This is a genomic window from uncultured Campylobacter sp. (assembly GCF_938045345.1).
GTDB lineage: Bacteria > Campylobacterota > Campylobacteria > Campylobacterales > Campylobacteraceae > Campylobacter_B.
Genome location: NZ_CALIMS010000006.1, coordinates 92,017 through 117,759 on the forward strand (window position 1 = coordinate 92,017; position 25,743 = coordinate 117,759).

The 25,743-nt window shown below is 47.1% G+C and carries 23 protein-coding genes; 19 read left to right on the forward strand and 4 right to left on the reverse strand.

Features of this window, described 5'->3' with window-relative positions; genetic code table 11:
- Nucleotides 1-304 precede the first annotated feature (304 nt).
- The 11 genes from Q0144_RS02145 to trxB all read left to right on the forward strand — a co-directional run bounded on the left by Q0144_RS02145 (nucleotide 305) and on the right by trxB (nucleotide 9,296).
- Nucleotides 305-787, forward strand: a complete 483-nt coding sequence (locus tag Q0144_RS02145) for a hypothetical protein (RefSeq protein ID WP_298061302.1) — start codon at nucleotides 305-307, stop codon at nucleotides 785-787.
- Nucleotides 787-1,443 (forward strand): 16S rRNA (uracil(1498)-N(3))-methyltransferase, encoded by a 657-nt coding sequence (locus Q0144_RS02150; protein ID WP_298061363.1) that lies wholly within the window; start codon nucleotides 787-789, stop codon nucleotides 1,441-1,443. The genes Q0144_RS02145 and Q0144_RS02150 overlap by 1 nt, the downstream gene beginning before the upstream one ends.
- Nucleotides 1,444-1,771: 328 nt before the next feature.
- A complete protein-coding gene (rpmE, locus tag Q0144_RS02155) occupies nucleotides 1,772-1,972 on the forward strand; it encodes a 50S ribosomal protein L31 (protein WP_177387662.1) in 201 nt (66 codons plus the stop codon).
- Nucleotides 1,973-2,788, forward strand: a complete 816-nt coding sequence (rsmI, locus tag Q0144_RS02160) for a 16S rRNA (cytidine(1402)-2'-O)-methyltransferase (protein ID WP_298061305.1) — start codon at nucleotides 1,973-1,975, stop codon at nucleotides 2,786-2,788.
- A 35-nt stretch (nucleotides 2,789-2,823) separates the two neighbouring features.
- Nucleotides 2,824-3,525, forward strand: coding sequence for a 23S rRNA (guanosine(2251)-2'-O)-methyltransferase RlmB (rlmB, locus tag Q0144_RS02165; protein ID WP_298061306.1), 702 nt, complete (start codon nucleotides 2,824-2,826; stop codon nucleotides 3,523-3,525).
- On the forward strand, nucleotides 3,497-4,516 hold the full coding sequence (locus Q0144_RS02170) for a hypothetical protein (RefSeq protein WP_298061309.1): 1,020 nt from the start codon (nucleotides 3,497-3,499) through the stop codon (nucleotides 4,514-4,516). The genes rlmB and Q0144_RS02170 overlap by 29 nt, the downstream gene beginning before the upstream one ends.
- A 526-nt stretch (nucleotides 4,517-5,042) precedes the next feature.
- Entirely contained in the window at nucleotides 5,043-6,248 is a 1,206-nt protein-coding gene (locus Q0144_RS02175) for an LL-diaminopimelate aminotransferase (RefSeq protein ID WP_298061311.1), read from the forward strand.
- Nucleotides 6,248-7,516 (forward strand): homoserine dehydrogenase, encoded by a 1,269-nt coding sequence (locus tag Q0144_RS02180; protein WP_177387652.1) that lies wholly within the window; start codon nucleotides 6,248-6,250, stop codon nucleotides 7,514-7,516. Before Q0144_RS02175 ends, Q0144_RS02180 begins: the two co-directional genes overlap by 1 nt.
- 1 nt (nucleotide 7,517) lies before the next feature.
- Entirely contained in the window at nucleotides 7,518-7,856 is a 339-nt protein-coding gene (locus tag Q0144_RS02185; RefSeq protein WP_298061314.1) for a YraN family protein, read from the forward strand.
- Between the two features lie 70 nt (nucleotides 7,857-7,926).
- Nucleotides 7,927-8,241, forward strand: coding sequence for a thioredoxin (gene trxA, locus Q0144_RS02190; RefSeq protein WP_295151069.1), 315 nt, complete (start codon nucleotides 7,927-7,929; stop codon nucleotides 8,239-8,241).
- Nucleotides 8,242-8,351: 110 nt separating this feature from the next.
- Nucleotides 8,352-9,296: a thioredoxin-disulfide reductase gene (trxB, locus tag Q0144_RS02195; protein ID WP_298061317.1), complete on the forward strand. Its 945-nt coding sequence runs from the start codon at nucleotides 8,352-8,354 to the stop codon at nucleotides 9,294-9,296.
- Nucleotides 9,297-9,511: 215 nt separating this feature from the next.
- Here trxB and Q0144_RS02200 read toward each other — a convergent pair whose 3' ends face one another.
- From Q0144_RS02200 to Q0144_RS02215, 4 genes are all read right to left on the reverse strand, one after another.
- Nucleotides 9,512-10,291: a hypothetical protein gene (locus Q0144_RS02200; RefSeq protein ID WP_298061318.1), complete on the reverse strand. Its 780-nt coding sequence runs from the start codon at nucleotides 10,289-10,291 to the stop codon at nucleotides 9,512-9,514.
- A gap of 271 nt (nucleotides 10,292-10,562) precedes the next feature.
- A complete protein-coding gene (locus Q0144_RS02205; RefSeq protein WP_298061320.1) occupies nucleotides 10,563-13,370 on the reverse strand; it encodes an MMPL family transporter in 2,808 nt (935 codons plus the stop codon).
- A gap of 25 nt (nucleotides 13,371-13,395) precedes the next feature.
- Nucleotides 13,396-13,980 (reverse strand): ABC transporter substrate-binding protein, encoded by a 585-nt coding sequence (locus Q0144_RS02210; protein WP_298061321.1) that lies wholly within the window; start codon nucleotides 13,978-13,980, stop codon nucleotides 13,396-13,398.
- A gap of 2 nt (nucleotides 13,981-13,982) precedes the next feature.
- Nucleotides 13,983-14,702 carry a VacJ family lipoprotein gene (locus Q0144_RS02215; protein WP_298061324.1) on the reverse strand — a complete coding sequence of 240 codons (720 nt, stop codon included), beginning with the start codon at nucleotides 14,700-14,702 and terminating at the stop codon, nucleotides 13,983-13,985.
- Between the two features lie 183 nt (nucleotides 14,703-14,885).
- Here Q0144_RS02215 and Q0144_RS02220 point away from each other — a divergent pair, with 183 nt between their 5' ends.
- From Q0144_RS02220 to Q0144_RS02255, 8 genes are all read left to right on the forward strand, one after another.
- The gene (locus Q0144_RS02220; protein WP_298061327.1) at nucleotides 14,886-15,674 is read left to right on the forward strand and encodes a TOBE domain-containing protein; all 789 of its coding nucleotides are present in this window, start codon (nucleotides 14,886-14,888) and stop codon (nucleotides 15,672-15,674) included.
- 101 nt (nucleotides 15,675-15,775) lie between these two features.
- Nucleotides 15,776-16,543 (forward strand): molybdate ABC transporter substrate-binding protein, encoded by a 768-nt coding sequence (gene modA, locus Q0144_RS02225; RefSeq protein ID WP_297989259.1) that lies wholly within the window; start codon nucleotides 15,776-15,778, stop codon nucleotides 16,541-16,543.
- Nucleotides 16,543-16,935 carry a hypothetical protein gene (locus Q0144_RS02230; protein ID WP_177389459.1) on the forward strand — a complete coding sequence of 131 codons (393 nt, stop codon included), beginning with the start codon at nucleotides 16,543-16,545 and terminating at the stop codon, nucleotides 16,933-16,935. The genes modA and Q0144_RS02230 overlap by 1 nt, the downstream gene beginning before the upstream one ends.
- Complete coding sequence (locus Q0144_RS02235) at nucleotides 16,922-17,770, forward strand: ATP-binding cassette domain-containing protein (protein ID WP_298061329.1); 849 nt, start codon at nucleotides 16,922-16,924, stop codon at nucleotides 17,768-17,770. Before Q0144_RS02230 ends, Q0144_RS02235 begins: the two co-directional genes overlap by 14 nt.
- Nucleotides 17,771-18,803: 1,033 nt before the next feature.
- Entirely contained in the window at nucleotides 18,804-19,493 is a 690-nt protein-coding gene (gene modB / locus Q0144_RS02240) for a molybdate ABC transporter permease subunit (protein ID WP_298061332.1), read from the forward strand.
- A gap of 51 nt (nucleotides 19,494-19,544) precedes the next feature.
- Nucleotides 19,545-23,612, forward strand: coding sequence for a diguanylate cyclase (locus tag Q0144_RS02245; RefSeq protein WP_298061335.1), 4,068 nt, complete (start codon nucleotides 19,545-19,547; stop codon nucleotides 23,610-23,612).
- Nucleotides 23,609-24,472 carry an ATP phosphoribosyltransferase regulatory subunit gene (locus Q0144_RS02250; RefSeq protein ID WP_298061338.1) on the forward strand — a complete coding sequence of 288 codons (864 nt, stop codon included), beginning with the start codon at nucleotides 23,609-23,611 and terminating at the stop codon, nucleotides 24,470-24,472. Before Q0144_RS02245 ends, Q0144_RS02250 begins: the two co-directional genes overlap by 4 nt.
- Nucleotides 24,469-25,719 (forward strand): adenylosuccinate synthase, encoded by a 1,251-nt coding sequence (locus Q0144_RS02255; protein WP_298061340.1) that lies wholly within the window; start codon nucleotides 24,469-24,471, stop codon nucleotides 25,717-25,719. Before Q0144_RS02250 ends, Q0144_RS02255 begins: the two co-directional genes overlap by 4 nt.
- Nucleotides 25,720-25,743 lie beyond the last annotated feature (24 nt).

The following is a 25,743-nucleotide window of genomic DNA, read 5'->3' on the forward strand; positions in this document are numbered from 1 at the left end:
GCGCGATTTTAGCGCCGTTTTTGCCCGTGCGATCTGCGCAAAGAAATTTTAAATTTCATAAAGCTCTATCCGCAAAATTTCATTCTTGGCGCGAGATACACTGCGCCAAATCGCGATTAGAAGGCAATGGGGTAAAATTTAACGCAATAAATATCCGCGACCGCTTTGAAAGGTTTTTAAAATTTCAAAGGCGCGGAACAGGTCTGTCTTATCTCGCGCCGAAAAAATTTGCGTTGAAATTCGGTCGTTTCGGCTCTAGCCGCGCAAAATTTTATTTCCTAAATTTAACTCCCTGGCGGAAGTGATGGATTATCTGTATCAAAGCGCCCTGAGCTTTCATAAATTTTTCGCGCTAGCTGTGGCGATTTTAACGATAATTTATCTGATTTTTACCCAACTTAAGATCGACGCGGCGGCAGAATTTTGCCCGCGCAAAGAGGCTTTGAATTCCGCCGCCTCCGCGCCGCAAGCTGAAAATTTAAAGCAAAAGAGCAGATCTGGGCTTAGATTTCTTAGGCGCATCAGGCTGTTTTTGCCGATCTATTATTCGTGTATCGCGGCGCTGATAATTAGCGGAAGCGTGATGCTGCCGGTGCTGCGTTTTGATCTGAGCTTTAAAATTTACTTTATGGCGGTCGGATCGCTAGCGATGATCGCGCTTAGCGCGGTATCATACAAACGGCTGAAAATAGCGTATCTAAGTCAAAACTTTGCGCCGTATCAGCGCAAAATGCGGGTGATTTTGGGGCTAAGCTTAGCGATAATTTTGATAGCGAGTGTTATTTGATGGTATATTTTTACGATAAGCTTGCAGGCGAACAGAGCCTAGTTTTGCAGAATGATCAGTTTTTGCACCTAAAGGCCAGACGAGCAAGGGCGGGCGAGCGCATAGACGTGCGAAATCTAAATGACGGGGCGAGTTATCTATATGAGATCGCCGAAATTTCGCGCAAAGGTGCGGCTCTGAATTTAGTTTTTAAAAGCTCGGTTTTTACGCCGAGCCACGATTTTTGCGTCGCTTGGGCGGTCGTCGAGAGCGCCGTGATCGAAAAGAGCCTGCCTGCGCTAAATGAGATGGGCGTCGGGCGGCTTGTTTTGGTTTATGCCGATCTGTCGCAGAAAAACGTGCGGCTCGATCTGCAGAGGATAGAGCGGATTTTGATCAACTCATCTCAGCAATGCGGGCGAAATTCCATCATGCAGATCGATGTTTTGGGCGGCTCGGACGAGCTCGCGCAAAGGTATGAAAACGTAAGCCTGATCGATTTTGGCGGCAAGAATATCGACATTTTTGGCGGCGATGAGGTCGCTTTCATCGGCCCGGAGGGCGGATTTTCGCCGCGCGAAAGGGAGAAATTTAAAAACGCCTATGCGCTTAATAGCCCTTATATTTTGCGCTCAAACACCGCGCTGATCGCAACTTGCGCGAAGCTGATGTTTTAAACGCTCGGCAAATTTTAAAATTTAAAGCCGCGTGCTTTAAATTTTGGAATTTAAAATTTGCTCTGCGCGACCTGTGATGTTTATCTGCGGCTTGACGCGCGGCGTGTATTTGCCGCGGCGCGTATTCGCGCGCTGTATTTTGCACGCCGCAATAAATCAAAATTTTATCTTCTAAATGCGCTAAATTTTAAAATTCTTCGCGCTTAAAAAGCATGATCGAAAAAAAATTGCCGCTTTGCCGAGAGTTTTTTAAAACCCTTTAAATTTGCTTTTTAGATAAAAAAGTTGTATAATCGCAACCTTTTAAAATCATCAAAAAGGATCAAAAATGAAAAAAGATATCCATCCGAACTTTGTCGAAACGACCGTTACTTGCGCTTGCGGAAACACTTTTAAAACGCGCTCGAACAAGCCTGAGATCCGCGTCGATATCTGCTCCAACTGCCATCCGTTTTTCACAGGCAGCGAGAAGATCGTAGATAGCGCGGGCCGCGTCGAGAAATTTAAGCAAAAATACGGAATGAAATAGTTGCTATATCTCATTCCTACGCCGATAGGAAATTTAAGCGATATCTCGAGCCGCGCGCTTGAGGTATTGCAAAGCTGCGAAATCCTAATCTGCGAGGATACGAGGGTTTCAAAAAAACTTCTAAATCTATTATCCGATAAATTTCAAATTTCATTTAAAATTTCACAGTTTTACTCGCTGCACACGCACAACGAAGCGGAGTTTTTCGCGGGTTTTGATGCGGCGCTTCTGCGCGAAAAAACTTGCGCATACGTAAGCGATGCGGGCATGCCCTGCATCAGCGATCCGGGAATTGCGCTCGTAAAATTTGCGCAACGAAGCGGCGTAGCTTACGAGGTGCTTAGCGGCGCAAACGCTCTGCTGCTCGCAGCCGCCGCAAGCGGACTAGTGGAGAAAGAATTTAGCTTTTTAGGCTTTTTGAATAATGACGGCGCGCAGCGCAAAGCTCAGATCCTAAATTTAATGCAAAGCCCCTATCCATGCGTACTTTACGAATCTCCGAAGCGCGTGATAAAGCTAATAGAGCAGATCGCGGGGATCGACGCGCAGCGCAAAATTTTTGCGATCAAAGAAGCCACGAAAAAATTTGAAACAAAATTTTTCGGTAGCGCCGCAGAGGTTTTGCTGAGCTTAAACGGCGCAAATTTAAACGGCGAATGGTGCATCGTGATTGACGGCGCGGGTGAGAAAAGCTTTGAAAAAATCACGCAAGAAGATATTCTGTCGCTTGAGATCGCGCCGAAAATAAAAGCAAAACTACTCTCAAAAATAAACGGCGAACCCGCCAAAGAAATATATAAAAATTTGATACGCTAAGTCATATTTTAACCGTTTTTCGCTAAAATCCCAAAATGATTATTTACGGCAAGCAGCTGTTTTTGCACCTTTTAAACCGGCATCCGCAGAAATTTATCCGCATCATCCTTGCTAAGGAGTGCGAGAAAGAAATTTTTAAAAAGATCGCCGCAACCGGTGTAAAGATCGAGCGCGCCGATGCTAAAAAAGCTCAAGCCCTCGCTCGCGGCGGCAACCATCAAGGCTTCTTGGCCGAGGTGGAGGAGTTTAGCTTCGGCGATCTAGCTAGCGTCAAAGACGATAAATTCGTGCCGATCCTTTATGGGCTTACCGACGTCGGAAATATCGGCGCGATAATGCGCAGCGCCTATGCTTTGGGCACGGACAGCGTGATCGTCGTCGCAAATAATCTAAATATGGCGGGCGTAGTGCGCGCAAGCTCGGGCGCGGCGTATGAGCTAAACGTCGTTAAGGTCGCAGACGGGCTTAGCGTGATAAACGAGCTTAAACAAAGCGGCTTTGAAATTTACGCCGCGAGTGCGGACGGGACGAGCTTTAAGGAGTTAAAGCTCGGCGCGAAAAACGCACTCGTAATGGGGAACGAAGAAGAGGGGATACCTGCTAGGGCGCTTAAAAAATGCGACCGCGCGGTATCGATAAAGATGCGCGAAGGCTGGGACTCGCTTAACGTAAGCGCGGCATTTGCGATACTATGCGATGGAATTTTAAATGGAAGAAATAAAAGAGAAGTTAAATAATACGGACGAGCAGGCTGAACAAACCGAGAAGCCAGAGCAAACACAGCAGCCAAAAAATAGCGATCTGGATGAATTAAAATCTATGGATCTGATCGAAATAGCGCGCACGACGCGCATCGATGCGCAAAATTTAGAATACATCATCAACAAAGACTTCGAGAAGCTAGCAAATTTTAATGTGAGGGGCTACATTAAAATTTTAGAGCGCGAGTTCGGGCTGGATCTGTCGGACTGGCTTAGCGAGTTTGAGAGCGCCAAAGCGAGCTTTGCGCCCGTTAAAAAGGCCAAAGTCGAGCAGGTCTATGGTCAAAGGGTCAGCCCTAATAAAAGCGGCAGCGGTTGGCTTTTATGGCTGCTTGCGATGGTATTAATCATAGGCGCAATCTTTTATTTTGGACTTTATAAAAGCTTCGGCGAGTTTTTGGGCTCGCTTTTATGGGAACAAAACAAAACCACCTACTCGGACGCTCCAATCGTAAATAACACTCAAAAAAAGCTTGAAAATATCGGTATCGACGTCGTTTCACACAACGCTACAGATGAAAAATTCGCACTAAAGTCAGATGCCAATGCAGCCGCTGTTGCGGATAAAAATTTAAGCTCGCTCAATGCGCTGGACCGCTCTATCAGGATCGAGCGCGCGAGCATTAAGACTGAGGAAAATTCTACCGACGAAAACGCTACTCAAAGCGCGCCCGTGCCGAGCAAAGATATCGTGCTTAGCCCGCGCGGTAAGATGTGGATTGGGATCATTGATTTAAAAAGCGGCAAGAAGCGCGAGATGGTCATTAATGCCCCTTACGTCGTCGCTTCGCAAGGGAATGAGGAGCTGCTAATCTCTACCGGTCACGGGATGTTTGAGCTCGGCAAAGCCGATGGCAACGTAACTTTCAGCGAAAGAAACACTCAAAAATTCCACGTCAAAGATGGCAATATCACTAAAATTTCAGCCGATGAATTTCTGCGCCTAAACAAGGGCAAAAAGTGGTAAAATCCTCGCTCTCGCGCGGTTTTTGCTCGTAGGATTTCGCCGCCGCTGAGAGTAAAATTTCGGCTTGCTGCGGCGAGTGCGACCTAAATTAAACCTAGGAGCGTAAATTTAAAGAGTTTTAAAATGCGCTGCGTTGGATAAAATTTTAAACGGCATAGGTAAAATTTAACGGTGCGAATAAAATTTTAAGCGGTGCGGGCGCTTGTGGTAGCGCGCTAAATTTAAGAAGCATTGTCCATGGCGCCCTGCAAAACGAAGGCCCTGGTCGTTTTGATAGGACGCAAATTTAAATGTCGCGCCAAGGGTCGCGACGCGATAAATTTAAACGATCAACGCGCCTCTGCGCCTCCGCGGTTTTAAAATTTTATGTGGTAAAATTTTAAAATCGTCTTAGCGATATAAAAGCGCCGCCGCATCGCCGCTAAGGCTTGAAATTTTGCTTCCGAGCGGCACGTGTAGATCGCGGCGTTTAAGGCGCGAAATTTTAAATATGGCTTGAGAATTACTTTAAGATGAGAGGTTTGAGATGTTTGACGAAATTCGTTTTTCAAAGATCGAGCGTTTGCCCAATTACGTTTTTGCCGAAGTAAACGCCATAAAAATGGCGGCGCGCAGAGCCGGCGAGGATATAATCGATTTTTCGATGGGTAATCCCGACGGCAGGACGCCGCAGCATATAATAGACAAGCTTTGCGAAAGCGCGCAAAAGGACAAGACCCACGGCTACTCCGTAAGCCAGGGCATCTACAAGCTGCGACTTGCGTGCGCGAATTGGTACAAGCGCAAATACGGCGTGATCTTGGATCCCGAAAGCGAGATCGTCGCCGTGATGGGCTCTAAAGAGGGCTTCGTGCATCTAACTAGCGCGATCGTAAATCCGGGCGATGTCGCGGTGGTGCCCGATCCTGCGTATCCGATCCACACTCAAGCCTTCATCATCGCGGGCGGTAATGTCGTTAAAATCCCGCTTGCCTATGATGAGAATTTAAATTTTAATGAGAATAAATTTTTCATCGATCTGCAAAAAACTTTCGACGAGAGCATTCCGCGCCCAAAATACGTCGTCGTAAATTTCCCGCACAATCCTACGACGGTCGTCGTGCAAAAGAGCTTCTACGAGCGGCTCGTAGCGATGGCGCGACAGGAGCGGTTTTATATCATCAGCGATATCGCTTACGCGGAGATCGCTTTTGAGGGTTACAAAACGCCGTCCATTTTTGAGGTTCAGGGTGCGAAGGACGTCGCAGTCGAGGCGTACACGCTCTCTAAAAGCTACAATATGGCGGGCTGGCGCGTGGGTTTTGTTAGCGGTAATAAAAAGCTCGTCGCCGCGCTTAAAAAGATCAAATCTTGGTTTGATTACGGCATGTTTACGCCGATACAAGTAGCCGCCACGATCGCGCTGGACGGGCCGCAAGAGTGCGTAGAGGAGATCCGCGCGACCTATGAGAAGCGTAGGAATTTTCTGATCGACGCTTTTGCGGACGCGGGCTGGGTGATCGCTAAACCTAGCGCGTCGATGTTTGCGTGGGCGAAATTGCCGCCCGCCGCAGCTCATCTAAGGAGTATGGAGTTTTCCAAGCAGCTTCTTACCAAGGCGCGCGTCGCCGTAAGCCCGGGCGTTGGCTTTGGCGCGGCGGGAGACGATTACGTGCGAATCGCTTTTATCGAAAACGAGAATAGAACCCGCCAGGCCGCTAGAAATATAAAAAAATATTTGAAAGAGATCTGATGAAGGTAGCGATTTTAGGCGTCGGCACCGTAGGTAGCGAAGTTGCAAACATTTTGATCAAAAATAAAGATATTATCCTTGCGCGCGCGGGCGTTAGCATAGAGCCCGTAATCGGGCTCGTGCGCGATACGAGTAAAAAGCGCGACGTGCAAATTCCGCTTAGCAGCGACGCGCAAAGTATCATCGAGCGCGACGATATCGACGTTTTTGTAGAGCTTATGGGCGGGGTAGAAAAGCCCTATGAGATCGTAAGCGAAATTTTAAAGCGTAAAAAGGCGGTCGTTACCGCAAATAAGGCGCTTTTGGCTTATCATCGCTATAAACTTCAGGCTTTGGCGGGCGACACGCCTTTTGGATTTGAAGCGAGCGTGGCTGGCGGAATTCCTATCATCAAAACCCTGCGCGAAGGGCTAAGCGCCAACCGTATCGAAAAGATCATCGGCATCGTAAACGGCACGAGCAACTTCATCCTTACGAATATGATGCAAAAAAACGAGAAATTTGAGGACGCGCTAAAGCGAGCTCAAGAGCTCGGATACGCCGAAGCCGATCCTAGCTTCGATATCGGCGGATTTGACGCGGCGCATAAGCTTTTGATCTTAGCTAGCATCGCATACGGCGTGCACGGAGACCCGGAAGATATCTTAATCGAGGGGATCGAGGAGATCACGCAGGAGGATATCTATTTTGCGCGCGAATTTGATTTCATAATCAAGCTGCTTGCGGTAGCTAAGCGTGCGTGCGACAACAAAGTCGAGCTGCGCGTCCATCCTGCGCTCATTTCAAAGGATCAAATGCTCTCAAAAGTAGACGGCGTGATGAACGGCGTGAGTATTTACGGAGACTGCGTCGGCGAGAGTATGTATTACGGACCGGGTGCGGGCGGTAGCGCTACGGCAAGCGCGGTTATAAGCGATCTCATCGACATTGCGCGCGATAACAAAAACCCGATGCTCGGATATAAAATTTTGCCGAGCGAAAATTTTATGCAAATTTTGCCGAGCGAGCAGATCCGCACAAAATATTATTTCAGGCTGCGCGTGCGCGACGAGAAAGGCGTACTTGCGAAGCTTACAAACATTATGAGCTTAAACGATCTTTCGATCGACAGCTTTTTGCAAAAGCCGAAACTCAAAACGGACGAGGAAGTGACGCTGTTTTTCACGACGCATACGTGCTGCGAGAAGGACATAAAGCGCGCTATAAGCGTGATTAGCGGCGAAAATTTCATCACGCAAAAGCCTTTTATGATCAGGATCGAAAGCTAAGTTGAGCTTAAAAGAATACATTTTCGGCTTTGCCTGCGAGGACCGTGCGGCGGAATTTTTACGCGGCGAAGGATTTGAAATTTTAAAGCGAAATTTCCGCTGCCGCTTCGGCGAGATCGACATAATCGCGCGTAAGGGCGGAATTTTGCACTTTGTAGAGGTGAAGGCTACGAGCGGCGATTACGACGCTGCAGAGCGCGTGACTGGCGCCAAGATGGCTAAAATCTTAAAAGCGGCGGAATTTTATCTGATGAGCTGCGATACGGACGAGCCGTGGCAGATCGACGTAGTGGAAGTTTATCCAAAGCAGATAAAATTTATCGCCAACATATCTTTTTAAATTAGAATTTTTATTATTTATTTAAGATAGTTAACTATAATCCGCAGAATTTTAATACAAGGAGAACATTATGGGAAAGTATATAGAGCTTACTTCGGAGAATTTCGACGTTACTAAAGAGGGTGTCGCGCTAGTCGATTTTTGGGCGCCTTGGTGCGGGCCGTGCCGTATGATCGCTCCGATCATCGAGGAGCTTGCGAACGACTACGAGGGCAAGGCTAAAATTTGCAAAGTAAATACCGACGAAGCGCAGGATCTTGCGGTGCAATTCGGCGTTCGCTCGATCCCTACGATTCTATTTTTCAAAGACGGCGAGCTAAAAGCTCAGCTCATCGGCGCGCAATCTAAGCAGATCATAGCCGACAAACTAAACTCGCTTCTGTAAATTTTAAAAGGGCGGCTTTCGCCCTTTTTTCTCCCACTCATCGTTTTATTAATTAAATTCGTAAATTTAACGCCCGCGGCTTTACTTAATAAAATAATTAAGGAGAAAAAATGTTAGATTTAGCAATTATCGGCGGCGGCCCTGCAGGGCTAGCGGCGGGGCTTTATGCTACAAGAGGCGGTTTAAAAGACGTCGTGATGTTTGAGATGGGGATGCCCGGCGGGCAGATCACCTCAAGCTCCGAGATGGAAAACTACCCTGGCGTCGCTGTGGTGACCGACGGGATGAGCTTTATGGCGCCTTGGCAGGAGCAGTGCTTCCGCTTCGGCTTAAAGCATGAGATGGTGCGCGTGCTGCGCGTCTCAAAAGACGGCGACGGAAATTTTACGATCTATCTCGAGGGCGATCAAACACGTCGCGCACGTGCCGTTATCGTCGCTACGGGCTCTACTCCGCGCCGCGCGGGGATTGAGGGCGAGGATGAGTTCTTCGGTCGCGGCGTCAGTACCTGCGCGACTTGCGACGGGTTTTTTTACAAGGGCAAAGAGGTTGCCGTCCTCGGCGGCGGCGATACGGCGCTAGAAGAAGCGCTGTATCTGGCTAAAATTTGCTCCAAAGTATACCTAATCCACCGCAGGGATGAGTTTCGCGCCGCACCTTCGACCGTGCAAAAGGTGCGCGAAAGTGAGAATATCGAGCTCATTACAAGCGCGCTCGTAGAGCAAATCAAGGGCGATGCAAGCGGCGTAACTGGCGTCGTAGTCAAGGATAAAATTAGCGGCGTCGCGCGTGAGCTACAGCTACCTGGAATCTTCGTATTCGTAGGGCTTGACGTGCGAAACGAGGTGTTAAAAGACGAAAGCGGCAAGTTCATCTGCGACGTCACGCCGGGCGGACAGGTCGCGGTAAATTTAAAGATGCAAACAAGTGTACACGGGCTATTTGCGGCGGGCGATATGAGGCAGGATGCGCCTAAACAGGTCGTTTGCGCGGCAGGCGACGGCGCGGTTGCCGCACTTAGCGCGATCGCGTATCTGCAAGGACACGACAAATAAACCTATCTTCGGCGTAAAATTTCACGGCGCGGCGAGCGAAACTACTCCCGCTGCGCTTTAAATTTAAAACTTCACATAAAATTTTCAATGAAATTTTGATATAAAAAAAGCGGCTAAATTTTAAAATTTCATAAAATTTAGCCGCGAGATAATGCTATCGTCTTTTACGGAAACGCTTCCGAGCCGAAACGTCTTTTAAAAATTCAGATAAAATTTTATTGTCTTTCGTAGAAAGTCGCAAGGGCGTCTTCCGCCGTTTTTCTATTATTAAATGCCGATCTTATCTTAATAACATCATCAATTATATCTTTAGTCACTATAAATTTATCCGATAAACTTACGCTCTTATCGGCATTCACAATAAAATTTAATTCGATCGCAGCCTGTGGCGGCAGCTCTGCTGCCCTTCCAAGCTGTAGCCTTATTTGGCTAGGCGTTAGCTGCGAATAATAAGCGACGTCTTCTAATGAATCAATAATATTACTCATATAAATCGCAGAAGTTTTTGGTTCACCATCCTTTAGTATTTCATCTTTTAATTTATCGTCGCAATCAACCGGCTTTTTTTGAAATGAGTAATCTATTTTGCCTCTGTCTTTGAGCTCCTCTTGAAATTTCGTCTCATTTATTTTGCAATGTTCATTTGCCAATTTAAGTAAACGCTGTTGTTTATCATCAGATTTATCTTTATAGAAAAGCACGGCACCTCTTAAAGACGTGTTTAGCGTAGCCTCTTTATATTTTTTGTTAAAGGCATCTACATCGACCTTTACTTTCTCCATATCCACGTCGCAGACCATCTTAACCGTCTTTAATCCGCCGTTTTCCTCTTTGCTCCAGCTGACACTTTTGCAGATCTTCGAGCCCTCGATCGCCGTGCCGATACTCATCGACTTGAAATCAGGCAAAGTATAGTTTTTCACGAGCTCTACTTCGTCCTCGCCGCATCCTGCTAAAAACAATGCCGCCAGCGCGACACTTAGCACATATTTCATCTTTAACTCCTTGAAGTGAATTTTCTAGAAAATAATGCTACCCCCCCCCTGCTTAAAAACGGGTAAATTTAGAGCTTAAATTTGAAATAAATTCGCAAAGCGCTAGAGATCAAGAATCGTAAAAGTAAAATTTAATGAAAGAATTCGGCGAGAGAGGGAGGGAATCGAACCCCCCGGAAAACGGTCAACCGCCCTCCTATCGGATTTGAAGTCCGCAGACGCCACCAGGTCGCCATCCTCTCCAAGTGCGGGAATTATAGCGAGATAAAATTTATTTAGCTTTAAAGAGGCTAAATTTCAAACCCTTTCGGCTCATTATTAGCGAAGGTAGGATTATGAGCGCGCCCAAAAGCAGTAGGCTCATCACCAAACATATCAGCAACCCGAAGTAGATCGTAGGCCAGAAATTACTCATCATCATCACGCTAAAGCCCAAAATGATCGCAAACGACGTATAATACATCGCGTATCCGATACTTGCGTGGCTCGCGCGGATTGCCGCGGCCTCGTCGCCCAGGCGCGCAAACTCCCGTTTGTAGCGGTAGATGTAGTGGATGACGTCGTCCACGCCGATACCGATGCTGATCGCCGCTATCGTGATACTCATGATATCCAGTGGGATGCCCGCAACTCCCATGATGCCGAAGCAGGCGCAAAGCGGAATTAAATTTACGACGATCGCGATAAGAGCATATGAAAACGAGCGAAAGATGATCACGAAAAGCACGAAAAGCACGAGCACGGTGATACCCAGGGTGTCTATCTGCGAGCTCATCAGGCTTTGAAGCATATTGTTATAAAGCACCATTATGCCGCTGATCTGTGCCGTGACGTTATCTTTGGCGAGTAGGGAGTCCAGATCGCGCTTAAGATCGGCTAGGAATTGCGCCCTGCGAAGATTTGGATCGCTATCTATCGTGCGGATGCTAAAGTGCGCCTCGTTCGCTTCGATATTAACAAAGGGCAAAAGTACCAATTCGCGGTAGTTTGCGGGCATTTCAGAGTAGATCAAAGCAAGGCTTAGATCGTCCAGATCGCGCCCCTGATTAATCTGTTTGCCGAGCTTTAAAAGCGATGCGAGCGAGCTTACGTTGCCGATAAACTCGTGCCCCGTGACGTTTTTATCCTTCAAAAAATCATCTATTTTGCCGATGATGCGCATCTTTTCAGATGTGAACCAATACTGCGGCTTGTTCTCGTTGGCGGCGTACTCGGCTTCGAAATCGCCAAAATCGTCGCTTGCGGTGGAATTCTGCTCTAAATTTACGGCGCGAGTTTGATCCGAATTTGCGGCGCCGCTTGGCTGTGCTGCCGCAGCGGAGCCTTGCTCGGAAAAATTTTGATCATTTAAATTTTGCGCTGCGGCAACGGAACTTTGAGGTATGGAATTTCCTGCAATAGAATTTTGCGCTGTGGCGGTAGAATTCTGAGTAGTGGAATTTTGCGCGATAAAATTTTGCCCCGCAGGATTGGAATTTTCGCCGCTCTTAAAATTTGCGCCGCCGCTTGCGGAATTTTCGCTCCCGCTAGCAGAATCTGCGCCGCCTGCGCTTTTAAATTTAACGACGATATCAAGCGGGATCGTTCCGCCCAGATTTGTGTCGATGACCTCCATGCCCGCGCGGATGTCGGTGCTTTTTTTGAAGTAGCCGATGAAGCTGTTTTCGACGCGCAGCTGCGAGATGCCGTATAGTCCAAAGATCACCGCCGCAGCGCAAACGCCGTAAACCGCGCCTCTGCTACGTAGCGCTGTTTCGGCGCACCAAAGCGTAAATTTAAAGTGCTGCTCAAAGCTGCGGTTATTGTGCGTGCGCCTTAGAAGCGACATAACCGCGCCAAATACTCCAAATGCCGTAACTAGCGAGATACTGATACCTACGCTCATCATAATTCCCAGAGAAATTACGGGCTTTATATCGCAAAATATTAGCGACATAAAGCCGATGACGGTCGTAAAGATCGCGAAAAAGCAGGGTCTTGCGCGCTCGCGCAGCACGGCATAAACGAGCTGGCGCTGGGAAAAGGCGTGAAAGCGCGCGCTAAACTCGCGGTAGGCGACGATTAGGTGGATACAGACCGAAACCGTGATGATGAGCTGAAGCGCTATGAAATTTGAGCTAATCACCGTGACCTCAAAGCTCAAAAAGCCGAATAATCCCGCTGCGAGCACGACCGAATACGCGCAGATGATAAGCGGTAGCAGGATAAATTTCGCCTGTCTAAAAAAGAGCCAAAAGCACGCTAACAGAAGCACCAAGGCGCCGAGTCCGTAGGTCGCCAGATCCGAGCGGACGTAGCCTACCATATCGTCGGCGATCATATTTAGTCCGCCCAAAAATAATTGGTCGCCCGCAAATTCCTTCTCAAAGCCCGCGATCAGCGAGCGCAAAGCCACAATGTCGCGGTGATCCTTTTCGCGCAGCTCGTCGCGGTAGGATTTGAAATTTTGCTCCGAAGCTTTAAGCATGTCTTTGAGCTGTGAAATTTGAGCCCCCGAGCGGTTGCTCTCGTGCTCCGCTTGCTCTAGAGCGTTTTTGGCTCCGTCTCTTAGGCGCAAAAGCTCCTCGTAGCGGGTCTGCGGCTTTAAATTTATTAAAATTGCGGTAGTGCGAAGATCGGCGCTTACTAAATTTGACGCGTAAAAGGGGCTTGTGGCAAACTCGCGCCTAGCCGCGGTTAAATTTACGTCTGCATCGGTAAGGGTGGGTATGTGTTTAAGCAGCTCGCTCATGCCGCCACTTTTGTTTAGCAAAAGCGGCACATTCGTGATGTCCGTGACGCTGGCGACGAAATCAAGCTTGGAAAAAGCCGCATCCATCTGCTCTATTTTGTGGATCGTCTCGGGCGCTAAAAGATCGCCCGCGGGAGTGTATGCAAGCACCAAGAAATTCGGCGTTTCGTAGCGCTTGGATACTTCGCGCCAAATTTGAAGGTCTTTGTCATTATCTAGTAGAAGCGTCTGGCTTGAAGCGTCGATCTCGAGCTTTGTGGAGTAATATCCGAAAAAGAGCGCCAGCGCCGTAAACAGCGCAAGCGTGATTTTCGGAAACGCGACGATTAAACGAAAAATTTTTTTCAAATACCGCTCTTTTAGGCGCGCTGTGCTATTCGCCGCTATTGATGACGGTGGAATTTAGCCGCTTTATAAGCTCGTCAAAGCCCAAGCTTTGCGTTACGTCGCCTAGCTGCGAGCGGTAGGTCTGAATTAGGCTGACACCTACGATATCGACGTCGTAGATGCGCCAATCAGAGCCGTTAGGATAAAATTTAAAATCTATGTCGTAGTTTTTCTGCTCGCCGATGACCTGCGTTTTTAGCACGCGGCGCTTATCGCTCGGGCTTTGTTTGCTTAGCACCTTCATATCCTGATCAGTATAAAGCGAAAGTTTTTCGATAAACGAGCGCTTTAGATGCGCTTCAAAGGCTTTATTAAATTCTGCGATCTGCGCCGGGCTAAGGCTTGCGTAATGCTTCGCAAGGGAGAGCTTCGCCATCATCTTATAATCAAAATAGCCGTCGAAAAGCGCAAAAATTTTCGCTGGCTTTGCGTCTTTCGGGGTGCTGCTTCGCATAATATTTACGGCCTCGGCGACCTTTTGGCTCATCACCGGCTCGATATCCGCATCGCTAATAGCGTGCGCCGAAATCAAAAGCGCTCCGCAAAGCGCTAGAACTTTTAAAATTTTCATTTTTATTCCTTTATTAATTTCTCGCGATTTTGCTCGTAAGCATCGCGCAAAAACGGATATAGATCCACCGCATCTTTGGTCATTTTTTCATAAAATTTCGGATCGCGCGAGTAGTCGTTAAATATTCTAAATCCATTGACGGAGTTTCGCACCGTGCCATCTTTAATATAATTTATCGGGTTTGAAAAATAATCTCCTACAAGTCCAGCTGTATCACGTAGATTGCTTTGTCCTAAGATCGGCCAGACGATGTGAGGACCCGCTGGCACGCCCCAATATCCGAGCGTCTGCCCGAAATCCTCGTCGTGGCGCGGAATCCCGTAGTATTTGCCCGCCATATCGTTAAGCCCGCCGAAGCCCACAGTCGAGTTGATCAAAAACCGCTTTGTCTCGTCCCAAGAATTTTCAAATTTGCCCTGCAACAGGTTGTTTACGAGTCTCATCGGATATAAAATATTATAGAAAAAATTTGAAAACGCGCCCTGAATCGGATCGGGCATTACGTAATCGTAACTGCTGGCTACGGGGGTTAGTATATATGAGTAAAATACGTCGTTGAAGCTCGTCATAACGCGGTTATAGCCGCTAAGCGGATCGAAAACCTCACGTTGCGCGAACTCCTCGTCAAAACCATCCGTATCGCTAGGCGCTACGTCTTGCTTTTGCGAGCAACCGCAGAGTGCCAATGCCGCGGCTAAGAATATAAGTTTTATAAATTTCAAATGTGACCCTTCTTTATAAATCAAAGTGGCGATTTTACAAGTTTAAAGAAATTTTGTCAATAAAGGTAAAATTTCATATAGAATTTCCCTCTTTATATCGCAGAATAAAGCCTGCAGCTCTTTAAGAAATATATCAGAGGATATATTATAAAATCACGTGAAAGTAAATAAGAAAGGATGAAAATGGACGCAAAATTTGCTTTGGAATTCCTACTTGGCAAGGAAACATCGCTTCTAGCCAAGCACATTAAGCTGCTTAAGGCCGTAGATGAGACTAAAAGTATTACAAAAGCCGCAGAGATCGTAGGAGTGTCGTATAAAAACGGCTGGGACGCGCTAAATTTAATCAACAACGCGAGCAAAAAACCCCTCATCGTCCGCACTCAAGGCACAAAGAAAAATAGCGGCTCGGAGCTTACCCCTTACGCTCACAAGCTGATTCGCGCTTATGATGCTATCAGCCACGCGGGTGAGACATTTTTGAGTGAAATTTTAAAGCTTGACGAGATCACCGAAGAGAGCCTTTTAAGCTTAGAGAAGATCGGCATGAAGCTTTCTGCGCGCAATCAGCTAAGCGTTGAGATTACGGATGTTCAAACAGGCGCTGTAAATTCTCAAATCACGGCTAAACTCGCAGGTAGCGAAATTTTATGTGCGACAGTAACCGTAGAGAGCGAAAAAAATTTAGGGCTAAAGGTGGGCAAGGATGTGCTGTTTTTATTTAAGGCTCCAAGCGTCATCATCGCTAAAGAAGCCTCGGAGAAGCTAAAACTTAGTACGGCGAATCAAATCAAAGGCACGATTAGCGAGGTCAAAATCGGCGCGGTAAACGCAGAGATCTGTCTAGACACAAGCTCGCACCAAAATATCACCGCGATCATCACGCGAGAATCTGCCACCGCGATGGCTCTGGGAGTAGGAGATGAGGTAACGGCGATCATCGAGCCTAGCGAGATCATTATTGGCGCGTAATAGGGTGAAATTGGGTGCGCAAAATTTTAAAATTTAAGGCGTAAATTTAAAATTTTAGATACAATTCAATTCTCGGTGAGAGCCGAAAAGAAAGGCATAAAATGAAGTTGAAAGCGGTGCTTTTAGGAATTTTAACCGCAGCCGCGCTTAGCGCAGGCGAGGTTAGCGTAGCAGCCGCTGCGAACACGACGTATGCGTTTGACGAGATCAAGGCGGAATTTGCCAAGCTACATCCGCAAACTACGCTAAATGTGAGCTTGGGTGCGAGCGGAGCGCTTAGTACGCAGATCAAAAACGGCGCGCCGTTTGATATTTTTATGGCGGCGGATATGAAATTTGCAGACGATCTGCATAAAGAGGGCTTTGCGACGGCGCCTGCCAAAACTTACGCCAAAGGCAAAGTGGCGATGTTTAGCGTGCGCGGCGTAGATCTTAGCAAGGGGCTTGAAGCTTTAAAAGACCCTAGCGTAAAAACGATTTCGATAGCAAATCCAAAGACCGCTCCTTACGGCACCGCAAGCGTACAGGCCTTCCAAAAAGCGGGAGTTTACGATGAGATTAAAGGCAAAATCGTAGAAGCAAAATCGATCGGCGAGGCTCTTTCGCAAGCGCTTAAAGCTTCCGACGTCGGCTTTATCGCGGCTAGTGCGATGTATGCGCCTAAGATGGCAAAGGACGGCTGCAACGGCAAGCCTTGCAAGCAGGGCGAAAATTTCGTCTTGGTCGACACCAGCCTCTACGAGCCGATAGCTCAAGGCATGGTCGTGCTAAACCGCGCTAAAGACAACGCCGAAGCTAAGGCGTTTTATGATTTTATCCTAAGCGATAAGGGCAAAGAGATCTTTGCTAAATACGGATACGAGTTTTAATGATTAGAGCGAGAATCAACGAAATTTTACAAAAAGACGGCATCCATTCTGTAGGATTTATCGCGGGCGGCATCAAGCTACGTGGCGTATTTCTGCAGCTAAGTAGCGAGCTTAAGGTGGGTAGCGAAGTTTACGTGGGCTTTAAAAGCACCGATGTGCTTTTATCTCGCGAAGCCCTAAGTGGTGTATCTAGCGAAAATGAAATTCACGGCAAGATTATGAGCCTAAGCTTGGGCGAAATTCTATGCACGCTCAGGTTTGAAGGCAAGATAAGCTTTGATGTGCTCATTAGCGCGCATTCTGCGCAGGAGCTTGCTTTACGCGAGGGCGACGAGGTTTTCGCATACGTTAGCGCCACTGCGATATATATAGAAAAATATGATAACGATTGATTGTAAGAAAAAAATCAGTGATGATTTCTCGATTGATGCTCGCTTAGAGATTAACAAAGGCTCGTTTGTGTGCCTATATGGGCGCAGCGGCAGCGGTAAGACTACACTGCTGCGCATTTTGGCTGGATTTTTGCGCGCAGATAGTGGTAGCATAAAAGACGGCGATCTCGTGCTACAAGAAGGCAATGAATTCTTAAGTGCGGGCAAGCGCAGGATCGGCTTTTTGTTTCAAGACTACGCACTTTTTGAGAATATGAGCGTGACAGGCAATCTGCTTTTTGCCAGAAACGATCCACAAAAAGCTGCAATGTTGCTTGAAATTTTAGAGCTTAGCGAGTTTGCAAAATCTGGCGTAGAGGGTCTTAGCGGCGGACAGAAGCAGCGCGTAGCACTTGCTCGCGCACTGATGCAAGAGCCTGAAATTTTGCTACTTGACGAGCCGCTTTCGGCGCTTGATTTTACGATGCGCGAAAAAATCCAAGAGTATTTGCTAAAGATTCACGAGCAGTTTCATCAGACCGTGATTTTGGTAAGCCACGACGTAAGCGAGATTTATAGACTTTGCAAGCGGGTTTATGAGATGAAGGACGGCAGGATCGTCCGCACCGGTACGCCGGAGGAAATTTTTCTTAAAACAAACGGCTCGCAGAAGTTTTCTTTCGCGGGCAAGATTGTCGATTTGCAAGCACGCGACGGGGTCAAAGTGGCTGTCGTAGCGATCGGCAGCCAGCTGTGCGAAGTGGTGCTAAGCAATGCAGAAGCCGATGGCTTGCAAGTAGGCGATGAGGTCAAAACAGGCGCCAAAGCCTTTAATATCACTCTGCGTAAAATTTAAACTTACAGGCAAGCTTGGGCGCGCATAAGTGGGAAACTTCAACTAGATTAGAGATTTAATACAGGCTTTTATGGAATTTTACGTGGAATTTAGACGAGGAATTTTGCAAAATTTTAGCTGGATTTGCCCGTAAAATACGGTAAGATTTTAAAATTTTATTCGCATCGCGTTTAGATTTTCATGAAACATAAAAATTTAAACGCAGGCTAGAGCAAAATTGCAATGCGAGCCTAGATAGCGTGCGGAAATTAAGCTTTAAATTTTAGATTTTGCGCAGACAGGCGCCGTTAAATTCCTTCTTTGAATTTATTAATTGGCGTGGTGGGTTTATTTTTAAATTTGGCGGCTTTTAGCTTACTTTTTTGGCAGGAGTTGCGCGAATTCTATCATGCGATTTTGGTAAAAAATTTAATGTGAAGCTTCGCGTAAACTTAAAATTTTCAGATTTAGAATTTCACCTGGATTTTGTGACTTTGAAATTTTAAAAGCTCTAACAGCTTGAAGCTTGCGTGTAAACTCGCTTAATAAGCTGTGGCAGGATTTCATTAACCCGGTTTTTTACATTTATGCGAAATTTTAATTTCGTCTTGTCGGGCTCAATCAAATTTCACTAGGTCGTTCGGAGGGCGTCGTTTAGCCTATCTTACGTGAAATTTGCGCTCAGATAAATCCTGCCCGCTTAAGTTTTAAAGCCTAGCGAAGCTTTTTGAAATTTAGCTCAGCAAAATTCGTGGTCTTAAAAATTTGCCGGCTTGGGTAGAGCTTAAAAGCTCAGCAGGATTTGCACGCTTGAAGGAATTTATTAGCCAAGCAATTTATAAAATTCCGCCCAGTTTGGCTTGCGCGGAATTTTCAAAATTTCTATTTTGCTAAAGCTCTAGCTCTGCGCAGAATTTTTCAAAATTCTATTATGCAAAGCCTTATGACTATGAGGTTTGCGCAAATTCTATCTAGCCTTGCCTCTAAATTTTAAAGTAGGGCTAGGCTTTTAAGATTTTATAGTTTGGGCCCAGTGGCTCGGCTCGGAGGATAAATGTTTGAAATTCTAAAGGGGCTCGATTACACGCCGTTTCTCGTTTCATTAAAGCTTGCGGGCTTAACGACATTTGCGCTATTTATCATCTGCGTGCCGCTCGCGTTTTTTATGGCGAGAAAAAATTTCCGCGGCAAAAGCGTGATTGAATCGATCATTTCGCTTCCGCTCGTACTTCCGCCTTCGGTACTAGGCTTTTATCTACTCGTTTTTCTCTCACCGTATTCGGTGCTGGGGGAGTTTTTCGACAAACACTTTGGGCTTCGGCTCGTATTTAATTTCAGCGGGCTCGTGATCGCGAGCTGTATCTACTCGCTGCCGTTTATGTTTTCGCCGCTGGTTTCGGGCTTTCGCTCGCTTCCGCGCTCGCTTTTTTGGGCGTGCGACTCGCTCGGCAAGGGCTATTTTTCCAAGCTTTTTCGCGTCGCGTTGCCAGCGATACGCCACTCCCTGCTTAGCGCCTTGGTAATCTGCTTTGCGCATACGATGGGCGAGTTTGGCGTCGTGCTAATGATCGGCGGCAGCGTAAGCGAGCAGACCAAGGTTGCCTCCATTGCGATTTATGAAGCGACTGAGACGCTGGATTTTGCGCAGGCTCACGCATATTCGGCGCTGATGCTTATTTTTAGCTTTGCAGTGCTTTTGATTATGCATTTTTTGGGCGCGCGCGGAGCAAAAATCAAAGCTTAAATAGGCTTTAAAACGAAATTTGCTAAAATCCTGCAAAATTTGGAATTTGGCATGAAAAACAAAAAAGACTTCGTTACCGAAAGATTTAACGCCGCCTTGATTCTAGGCGCTGCGCTGCTTACGCTTGTAGTAGTTTGCGAGATTAGCTTTTTGCGCACTAGGATCGCTACGCAGCTTGATTTGCGGACGCGCACGGCGATTACTTTACTTAAAAATACCGACGAGTCGCTTTTTAGCGAGCTTGAAATTCTAAAAGAAAATATCATTTCTTTAGATGCAAGGCACGAAGCTACGCAAAGCGAGCTTTATGCGGATTTGATCCGCAACGTCGTAAAATCTTCTCATAGATTTGACGCTATTTTTTATCTGCGCGCCCGCGGCGCGGAGCAGGAGAGCTTAGCATATTTTTCATCGGATGGGCGCATTTCGGATCTTGGCGAGATACGGCTTGCGGATATCGCAAGCGAGCTAAAAAAGGATGAATGGGTATCGCGCTATATGATGATGGACGGGGCGTGGCGGTATTTTTTAATCAAGCGCGTAAACGCTGATTCGTATCTGCTAGGCTTTGCCAACACCGCTAGGCCGATTGCCAGGCTCTCTTCGCTGGGAGATATTTTGGTCTTTAATGCCGAAGGCAAATTTTTTAACGCTCCTGGCAGCGCAACCGATATATTAGGGCAGGATTTTGATTTTTCGCGTCTAGGCGAAGTGGTAAGCTTTGAAGACGAATCGGGGCTAAGTTTTGCTTATCTTGCGAAATTTGGAGATAATTTCGTAATGGCTCGCGAACGAGCCGGCTATTTTTTGGGCGCGGACGATTTTATCGTCGTAGCGCTAGCAGCAGCGATTTTAGCTTATTTAATCCTTCTAATTTCAAATTTTACGTTTTTAAAAAAGCGCGTTTTTATCCCGCTTGCGGCAGTTCAAAACGCGCTGCGCCAAGGGGATTATCACTCCAAAATTCGCGATATAGAAGCGCTAAATCCACTGAACTCTGTCTTAGAAATTTCTAAATCCATAGACGAAGTTTTGAAGTCTAATTTGCGCCACGGAGATTTTAGCCTTAGCTTTAAAGATGCGCTAAAATACAGCTCCCTTTCAGTGCTTAGCATCGATAACGTAGCAGGCACGATCGAAAGCGCTAGCAACGGCGCACGCGAGCTTTACGGCGATGACGTCGTAGGACGGAATATATTCGCGCTGCAAGCAGGCTCGTTTTACGATCACGCCTATCAAACCCAGCGCGCAAACTATGTCAAAGAAAACTATGTCGTAACCCGCCAAGAGACCAAAAATGGCGTCAAAGACCTTTATGTTAAAAAATCTTATATCCGCGACGGAAGTAAAATTTCAACCCTTTTTGTGGTGCTCGATGCGTCAAAATATCGCAGATTTTACGATGAAACTAAGCAAAAATATGAGTATTTAAATCACGCGCCTATCGTTACACTCGTGTTTGACTACACTTCGGGCAAGATCGTAGATGCTAGCAAAAATATAAAAGAGCTTTGGGGCTACGAAGCGGCGCAGTTTTTAAGCGGTGAGATAAGGCTATGGGATTTGCTGGATGAAAAGGACGCGAATGAGGCTAAAAATGAAATTTTAAACCGCTTAGCCGATATGCCTTCAGAAGAGCTAAGCTTTTCTCAAAGCTATAAAATTCGCCATAATGATAATATCCGCTATAGCTACGAAGTGAGCATCTATGTCAAAAAGTCCGCCGCCAGGGCTGCGTTTTATTTTCAAAATATCGATGACGATGTTAAGGCGATCCGCGGCTTGCAGGAGGATTTGGACTTTTACCGCACCGTAATCGAGACTAGGAATTTTTGTACCTGCTTAATCGATCTTGATGCGCAGACGCTGTCGTTTGATAAAAATTACTTTAAAATTTTAAAATATCGCGGCAAAAGGCTAAATACTGCGATGAGCTTTGGGGAGTTTAGTTATGAAATTTACTTCGCGGATTTAGAAAATTTCAACAAAATGATCCGCGAATGCACCGCCGGGCTTAGGAGCGATTTTAGCTGCGAATTCCGTCTGCGAAACGCCGCTAATGCCTATACTTGGATCAGTATGCAAGGCTACGTCACCGAAAAGCACGGCTCTCACTCTCGCCTTGTAAAAACTACGCTCGAAGATATCAGCTCGCGAAAGCAGACGGAGCTGGAGTTAAATTTAAACGCCAACGTCTTTTCGCGCTCGCTAGAGGCGATCTTAATCACAGATGAGAGCGGTCGCGTGCTGCGCGCTAATAACGCCTTTTATGAAATCACCGGCTATAGCGAAAGCCAAACCATCGGCAAAATTCCAAATTTCTTCGCTCCTATGGAGGGCGGGGCAGACGTGATGGAGAGGATTAGAAAAAATCTCGTCGGCAAACAGACCTCCTATAAAGATGAAATTTACGGACTAAAAAGAGGTGGTGGCACATTTCCTGCGTTATTTACGGCGATCGCGATAAAGGATGATTTTTCGCTTACCTCAAATTTCATTTTGATGTTTACCGAAATTTCGCAGATCAAGCAAAAAGAGAGCGAGCTAGCCAAGATCGCCCATCACGACGCGCTTACCGGGCTTCCGAACAGGGTGTATTTTATGAAAGCCGCGCAGAGATTTACGGCAAATTCAGGCGAAAATTCCAAGCTTATGGCGGTGCTTTTCATCGATTTTGACGGCTTTAAGGCGATCAACGACACCTACGGGCATGAGGTCGGCGATATGTTTTTGCAGGCTATCTCAAAGGCGATGAGTGGGCTACTGCGCAAGGGCGATATCTTAGCGCGCTTAGGCGGCGATGAGTTTGGCGCCATCATAGGTGATCTGCAAAGCAAGGATGCCGCGCATGTGCTATTAGATCGTCTGCTTGGAATTTCAAAGATGAAATTTAACCTCAAAGGCAACGAAATTAGCGCAAGCATCAGCGTTGGCGCAGCGTTTTACGACGGCAGCGAAAAGATCGATTTTCCAGGACTTTTATCGCGCGCAGATAGGGCGATGTATCGCGCCAAAACGAGCGGTAAAAACCGCTACTGCATCTTTGAGCGCGCTGAAGCAGACGGACCTAGCGAGGAAGGGATTGCTGCGGCGATCGAAGAGGGGGAGTTTTTCGTGCTCTATCAGCCGATCATTAGCGGCGCACAGATTTATGGATATGAGCTGCTTTTACGCTGGGATCGCGGAAAGCGCGGAATTCTTGCCCCGCAGGATTTTGCGCAGATATTAAGCGAGCCGCGATTTGAGTTGCCGATCTCAAAATTTGCGTTTTCAAAGATGATGGAATTTAATGCTCAAACGGGCGCAAACTGCTCGATAAACGTAAGTCTAGCCGTGCTTACAAACGACGAATTTTACGATTTCGTAGCTCATAGCTTGCGAGACAGAGCTAATGCAAAAGGCGAGTTGATGTTTGAGATAACCGATTTTAGCGAGCAAAATTTTAAGGAATTCGCCCCTGCGCGTGGGCGTTATGCAGATCTTGGGGTTAAATTTGCTCTTAATAGTGCAAATAAAAGCAATATCCCATTCCTGAATGCCCAGCCTTTCGATGTCGTTAAAATCGACCGCGAGCTCTGCCTTGACATAGGCAAGAAAAAAAATGCTATCCGAACGATGGTGGAGATCACAGGCAAGCTAAAGCGGGAGTTTGGTTTTGCTCTCGGCGCTCAAGGGGTCGAAAACGCGCTGTCGCTGCGGCTCTTAAACAATTTGAAATTTAACTATCTGCAGGGAAATTTTATCGCAAAAGCGCTTGATCGCAGGGAGATAGACGCTTTCATCGCACGCTTTAAAGATACGCCCAAGCTCGCAGCCATCGACAAAGATGAGTTTATCGGCTTTTTAAACGCGCTTGATTACAAAGAGCTTGCTTTAAGCTTCGTTTCGCGCGCCGATGCGGGCGATCTGAGCCCGGGAGAGTTCGAAGGCTTTAGAGCAAAATTCGGCGAAATTTTAAATAAAACTCAAAGCGCGGGCAGCGAAAAATTTGCGCTAAATACAGAAATACGTAAGCAAATTTTAGATATTCTTTCGCTTGATTATCGCGCTTTAGTAAGCTTCATTCAGGGCTTTAAAACGCGGCTGGATCAGTTCATAAGCGATTTGGAGGCAGCATGATAGATAGCGTTAGCGCCGATTTCGATCACGAGATACCCAACGGCTCGAGGCTTTATTTCGGAAAGAGCGCGCAGCTCAAGCGCGAGCTGGAAAATAAAGCGAGCGAAATCCTCGTTAAAAACGGCTTTAGCGAAATTTTAACGCCATATTTTTCATATCATCAGCACCTAAGCGTCGCGCCGCAAAAGCTTCTTAAGCTCTCCGATCCTACGAACCACGAGCTCGCGCTTCGCGCAGACAGCACCGTGGACGTCGTGCGTATCGTGCGCAAGCGGCTGAAAGACGATAAGCTAAGGCGGCTATTTTATATCCAGCCTACTTTCAAATACCCAAGCGACGAGTTTTATCAGATCGGCGCGGAGCTGATCGGGGAGAAAAATTTGCCGCTTGCGATCAAAATCGCGCAGGAATTTTTTAAAGAATTTGATCTTGTGCCCGCGCTTCAGCTAAGCAATATCGAGATTCCGAAAAAAATTTGCGAAATTTTAAACCTGCCGCTTGAAATTTTTGAAAAGGGCAAGATTGAGACGCTGCTTGAGCAAAATTTGCCTTGGCTAGATGCTACGGCTCGCGCCACGTCGCTAAAGGACGTGCAGGCTCTGCGCGCGCAGGTGCCTGAAGAGCTAAAGCCCTGCTTGGATGAAATTTTAAGCCTAGGCGTGGATTACGAGCGTATCTGCGTTTCGCTGCTGTATTACTCTAAAATGCGCTATTATGACGCGCTATTTTTTAGATTTTTAGATGCGGGCGCGGTGTATTGTAACGGCGGAAATTACGAGATAGACGGGCTAAAATCCAGCGGCTTTGCGCTGCTAGTGGATGCTTTGATAGAAAAAATTATGCAAAAGGATGAGAAATGAGCAAAGTTGACGTAGTCATCGGCGCCCAGTGGGGCGATGAGGGCAAGGGCAAGATCGTAGATATGATAAGCGCGAATTACGATTTCGTATGTCGCAGCAGCGGCGGGCACAACGCAGGCCACACCATCGTCATAAACGGCGAGAAATTTGCGCTGCATCTGGTACCCAGCGGCGTGCTTCATAAAAATATCATCAACATCATCGGAAACGGCGTCGTGATCAACCCCGACGTGCTGATTACCGAGATGGCGCAGTTTGAAAATTTAAAGGGCAGATTTTTCATAAGCGAGAAGGCGTTTTTAAATTTACAGTACCACTCGCTGATCGATCAGGCGCGCGAAAAGAGCAAGGGCGAGCTTGCGATCGGCACCACCGGCAAGGGCATAGGACCTGCGTATGCCGATAAGATCGCGCGCACGGGACACCGCGTAGCGGAGCTTTTGGAGCCCGAAAGGCTTGCCGAGGCGCTATCGCGGGATTTTGCTTCGCATGAGAGCGTTTTTGAAAAAGCGGGGGTTAAAATTCCTAGCAAGATTGAAATTTACGAGGAGCTAAAGCGCTATAAAAGCGCGCTCGAGCCATACATCGCCGATACCACGCACATGCTGTGGAAGGCGCTTGATTACGACAAGCGCGTGCTCGTAGAAGGCGCGCAAGGAAGTCTGCTTGATATCGATCACGGAACCTATCCTTACGTCACTAGCTCAACTACTATCGCGGGCGGGGCTTGCAGCGGGCTTGGGCTTGCGCCGAAAGATATCGGCACGGTGATGGGAATTTTAAAGGCCTACACCACCCGCGTGGGCAACGGCGCGTTTCCTACCGAGGATAAAGGCCCGCAAGGCGAGGCGATGCGCGAGATCGGCAAAGAGTACGGCACCACGACGGGCAGGGCGCGCCGCTGCGGTTGGTTCGACGGAGTGGCTACGAAATACGCCGTGCGCCTTAGCGGCATCGACAAGCTCGCGCTTATGAAGCTTGACGTCTTAGACGGCTTTGAGAGCATTAAAATTTGCCGCGCATATCGCTACAAGGGCGAGGAGATCGATTATTTTCCGATCGATTTGGAAGTGGCCGAGCCAGTTTATGAGCAGATGCCGGGCTGGGACAGCGTCAAAGGAATTTCAAAATTTGAGGATCTGCCGCAAAACGCGCAAAATTATATCCGCAAAATAGAGGAGCTAAGCGGCGCGAAGGTGGGTTTCATCTCCACAAGTCCCGAAAGAAGCGACACGATAATTTTATAAACTCGGTGAAATTTTAAAATTTCA

What these genes read in the sequence shown, in the direction of transcription:
- Q0144_RS02145 (WP_298061302.1), top strand. Translation starts at nt 305, where the DNA reads ATGGATTATCTGTATCAAAGCGCCCTGAGCTTTCATAAATTTTTCGCG.
- Q0144_RS02150 (WP_298061363.1), top strand. Translation starts at nt 787, where the DNA reads ATGGTATATTTTTACGATAAGCTTGCAGGCGAACAGAGCCTAGTTTTG.
- rpmE (WP_177387662.1), top strand. Translation starts at nt 1,772, where the DNA reads ATGAAAAAAGATATCCATCCGAACTTTGTCGAAACGACCGTTACTTGC.
- rlmB (WP_298061306.1), top strand. Translation starts at nt 2,824, where the DNA reads ATGATTATTTACGGCAAGCAGCTGTTTTTGCACCTTTTAAACCGGCAT.
- Q0144_RS02170 (WP_298061309.1), top strand. Translation starts at nt 3,497, where the DNA reads ATGGAAGAAATAAAAGAGAAGTTAAATAATACGGACGAGCAGGCTGAA.
- Q0144_RS02175 (WP_298061311.1), top strand. Translation starts at nt 5,043, where the DNA reads ATGTTTGACGAAATTCGTTTTTCAAAGATCGAGCGTTTGCCCAATTAC.
- Q0144_RS02180 (WP_177387652.1), top strand. Translation starts at nt 6,248, where the DNA reads ATGAAGGTAGCGATTTTAGGCGTCGGCACCGTAGGTAGCGAAGTTGCA.
- trxA (WP_295151069.1), top strand. Translation starts at nt 7,927, where the DNA reads ATGGGAAAGTATATAGAGCTTACTTCGGAGAATTTCGACGTTACTAAA.
- trxB (WP_298061317.1), top strand. Translation starts at nt 8,352, where the DNA reads ATGTTAGATTTAGCAATTATCGGCGGCGGCCCTGCAGGGCTAGCGGCG.
- Q0144_RS02200 (WP_298061318.1), bottom strand. Translation starts at nt 10,291, where the DNA reads ATGAAATATGTGCTAAGTGTCGCGCTGGCGGCATTGTTTTTAGCAGGA.
- Q0144_RS02210 (WP_298061321.1), bottom strand. Translation starts at nt 13,980, where the DNA reads ATGAAAATTTTAAAAGTTCTAGCGCTTTGCGGAGCGCTTTTGATTTCG.
- Q0144_RS02220 (WP_298061327.1), top strand. Translation starts at nt 14,886, where the DNA reads ATGGACGCAAAATTTGCTTTGGAATTCCTACTTGGCAAGGAAACATCG.
- modA (WP_297989259.1), top strand. Translation starts at nt 15,776, where the DNA reads ATGAAGTTGAAAGCGGTGCTTTTAGGAATTTTAACCGCAGCCGCGCTT.
- Q0144_RS02230 (WP_177389459.1), top strand. Translation starts at nt 16,543, where the DNA reads ATGATTAGAGCGAGAATCAACGAAATTTTACAAAAAGACGGCATCCAT.
- Q0144_RS02235 (WP_298061329.1), top strand. Translation starts at nt 16,922, where the DNA reads ATGATAACGATTGATTGTAAGAAAAAAATCAGTGATGATTTCTCGATT.
- modB (WP_298061332.1), top strand. Translation starts at nt 18,804, where the DNA reads ATGTTTGAAATTCTAAAGGGGCTCGATTACACGCCGTTTCTCGTTTCA.
- Q0144_RS02245 (WP_298061335.1), top strand. Translation starts at nt 19,545, where the DNA reads ATGAAAAACAAAAAAGACTTCGTTACCGAAAGATTTAACGCCGCCTTG.
- Q0144_RS02250 (WP_298061338.1), top strand. Translation starts at nt 23,609, where the DNA reads ATGATAGATAGCGTTAGCGCCGATTTCGATCACGAGATACCCAACGGC.
- Q0144_RS02255 (WP_298061340.1), top strand. Translation starts at nt 24,469, where the DNA reads ATGAGCAAAGTTGACGTAGTCATCGGCGCCCAGTGGGGCGATGAGGGC.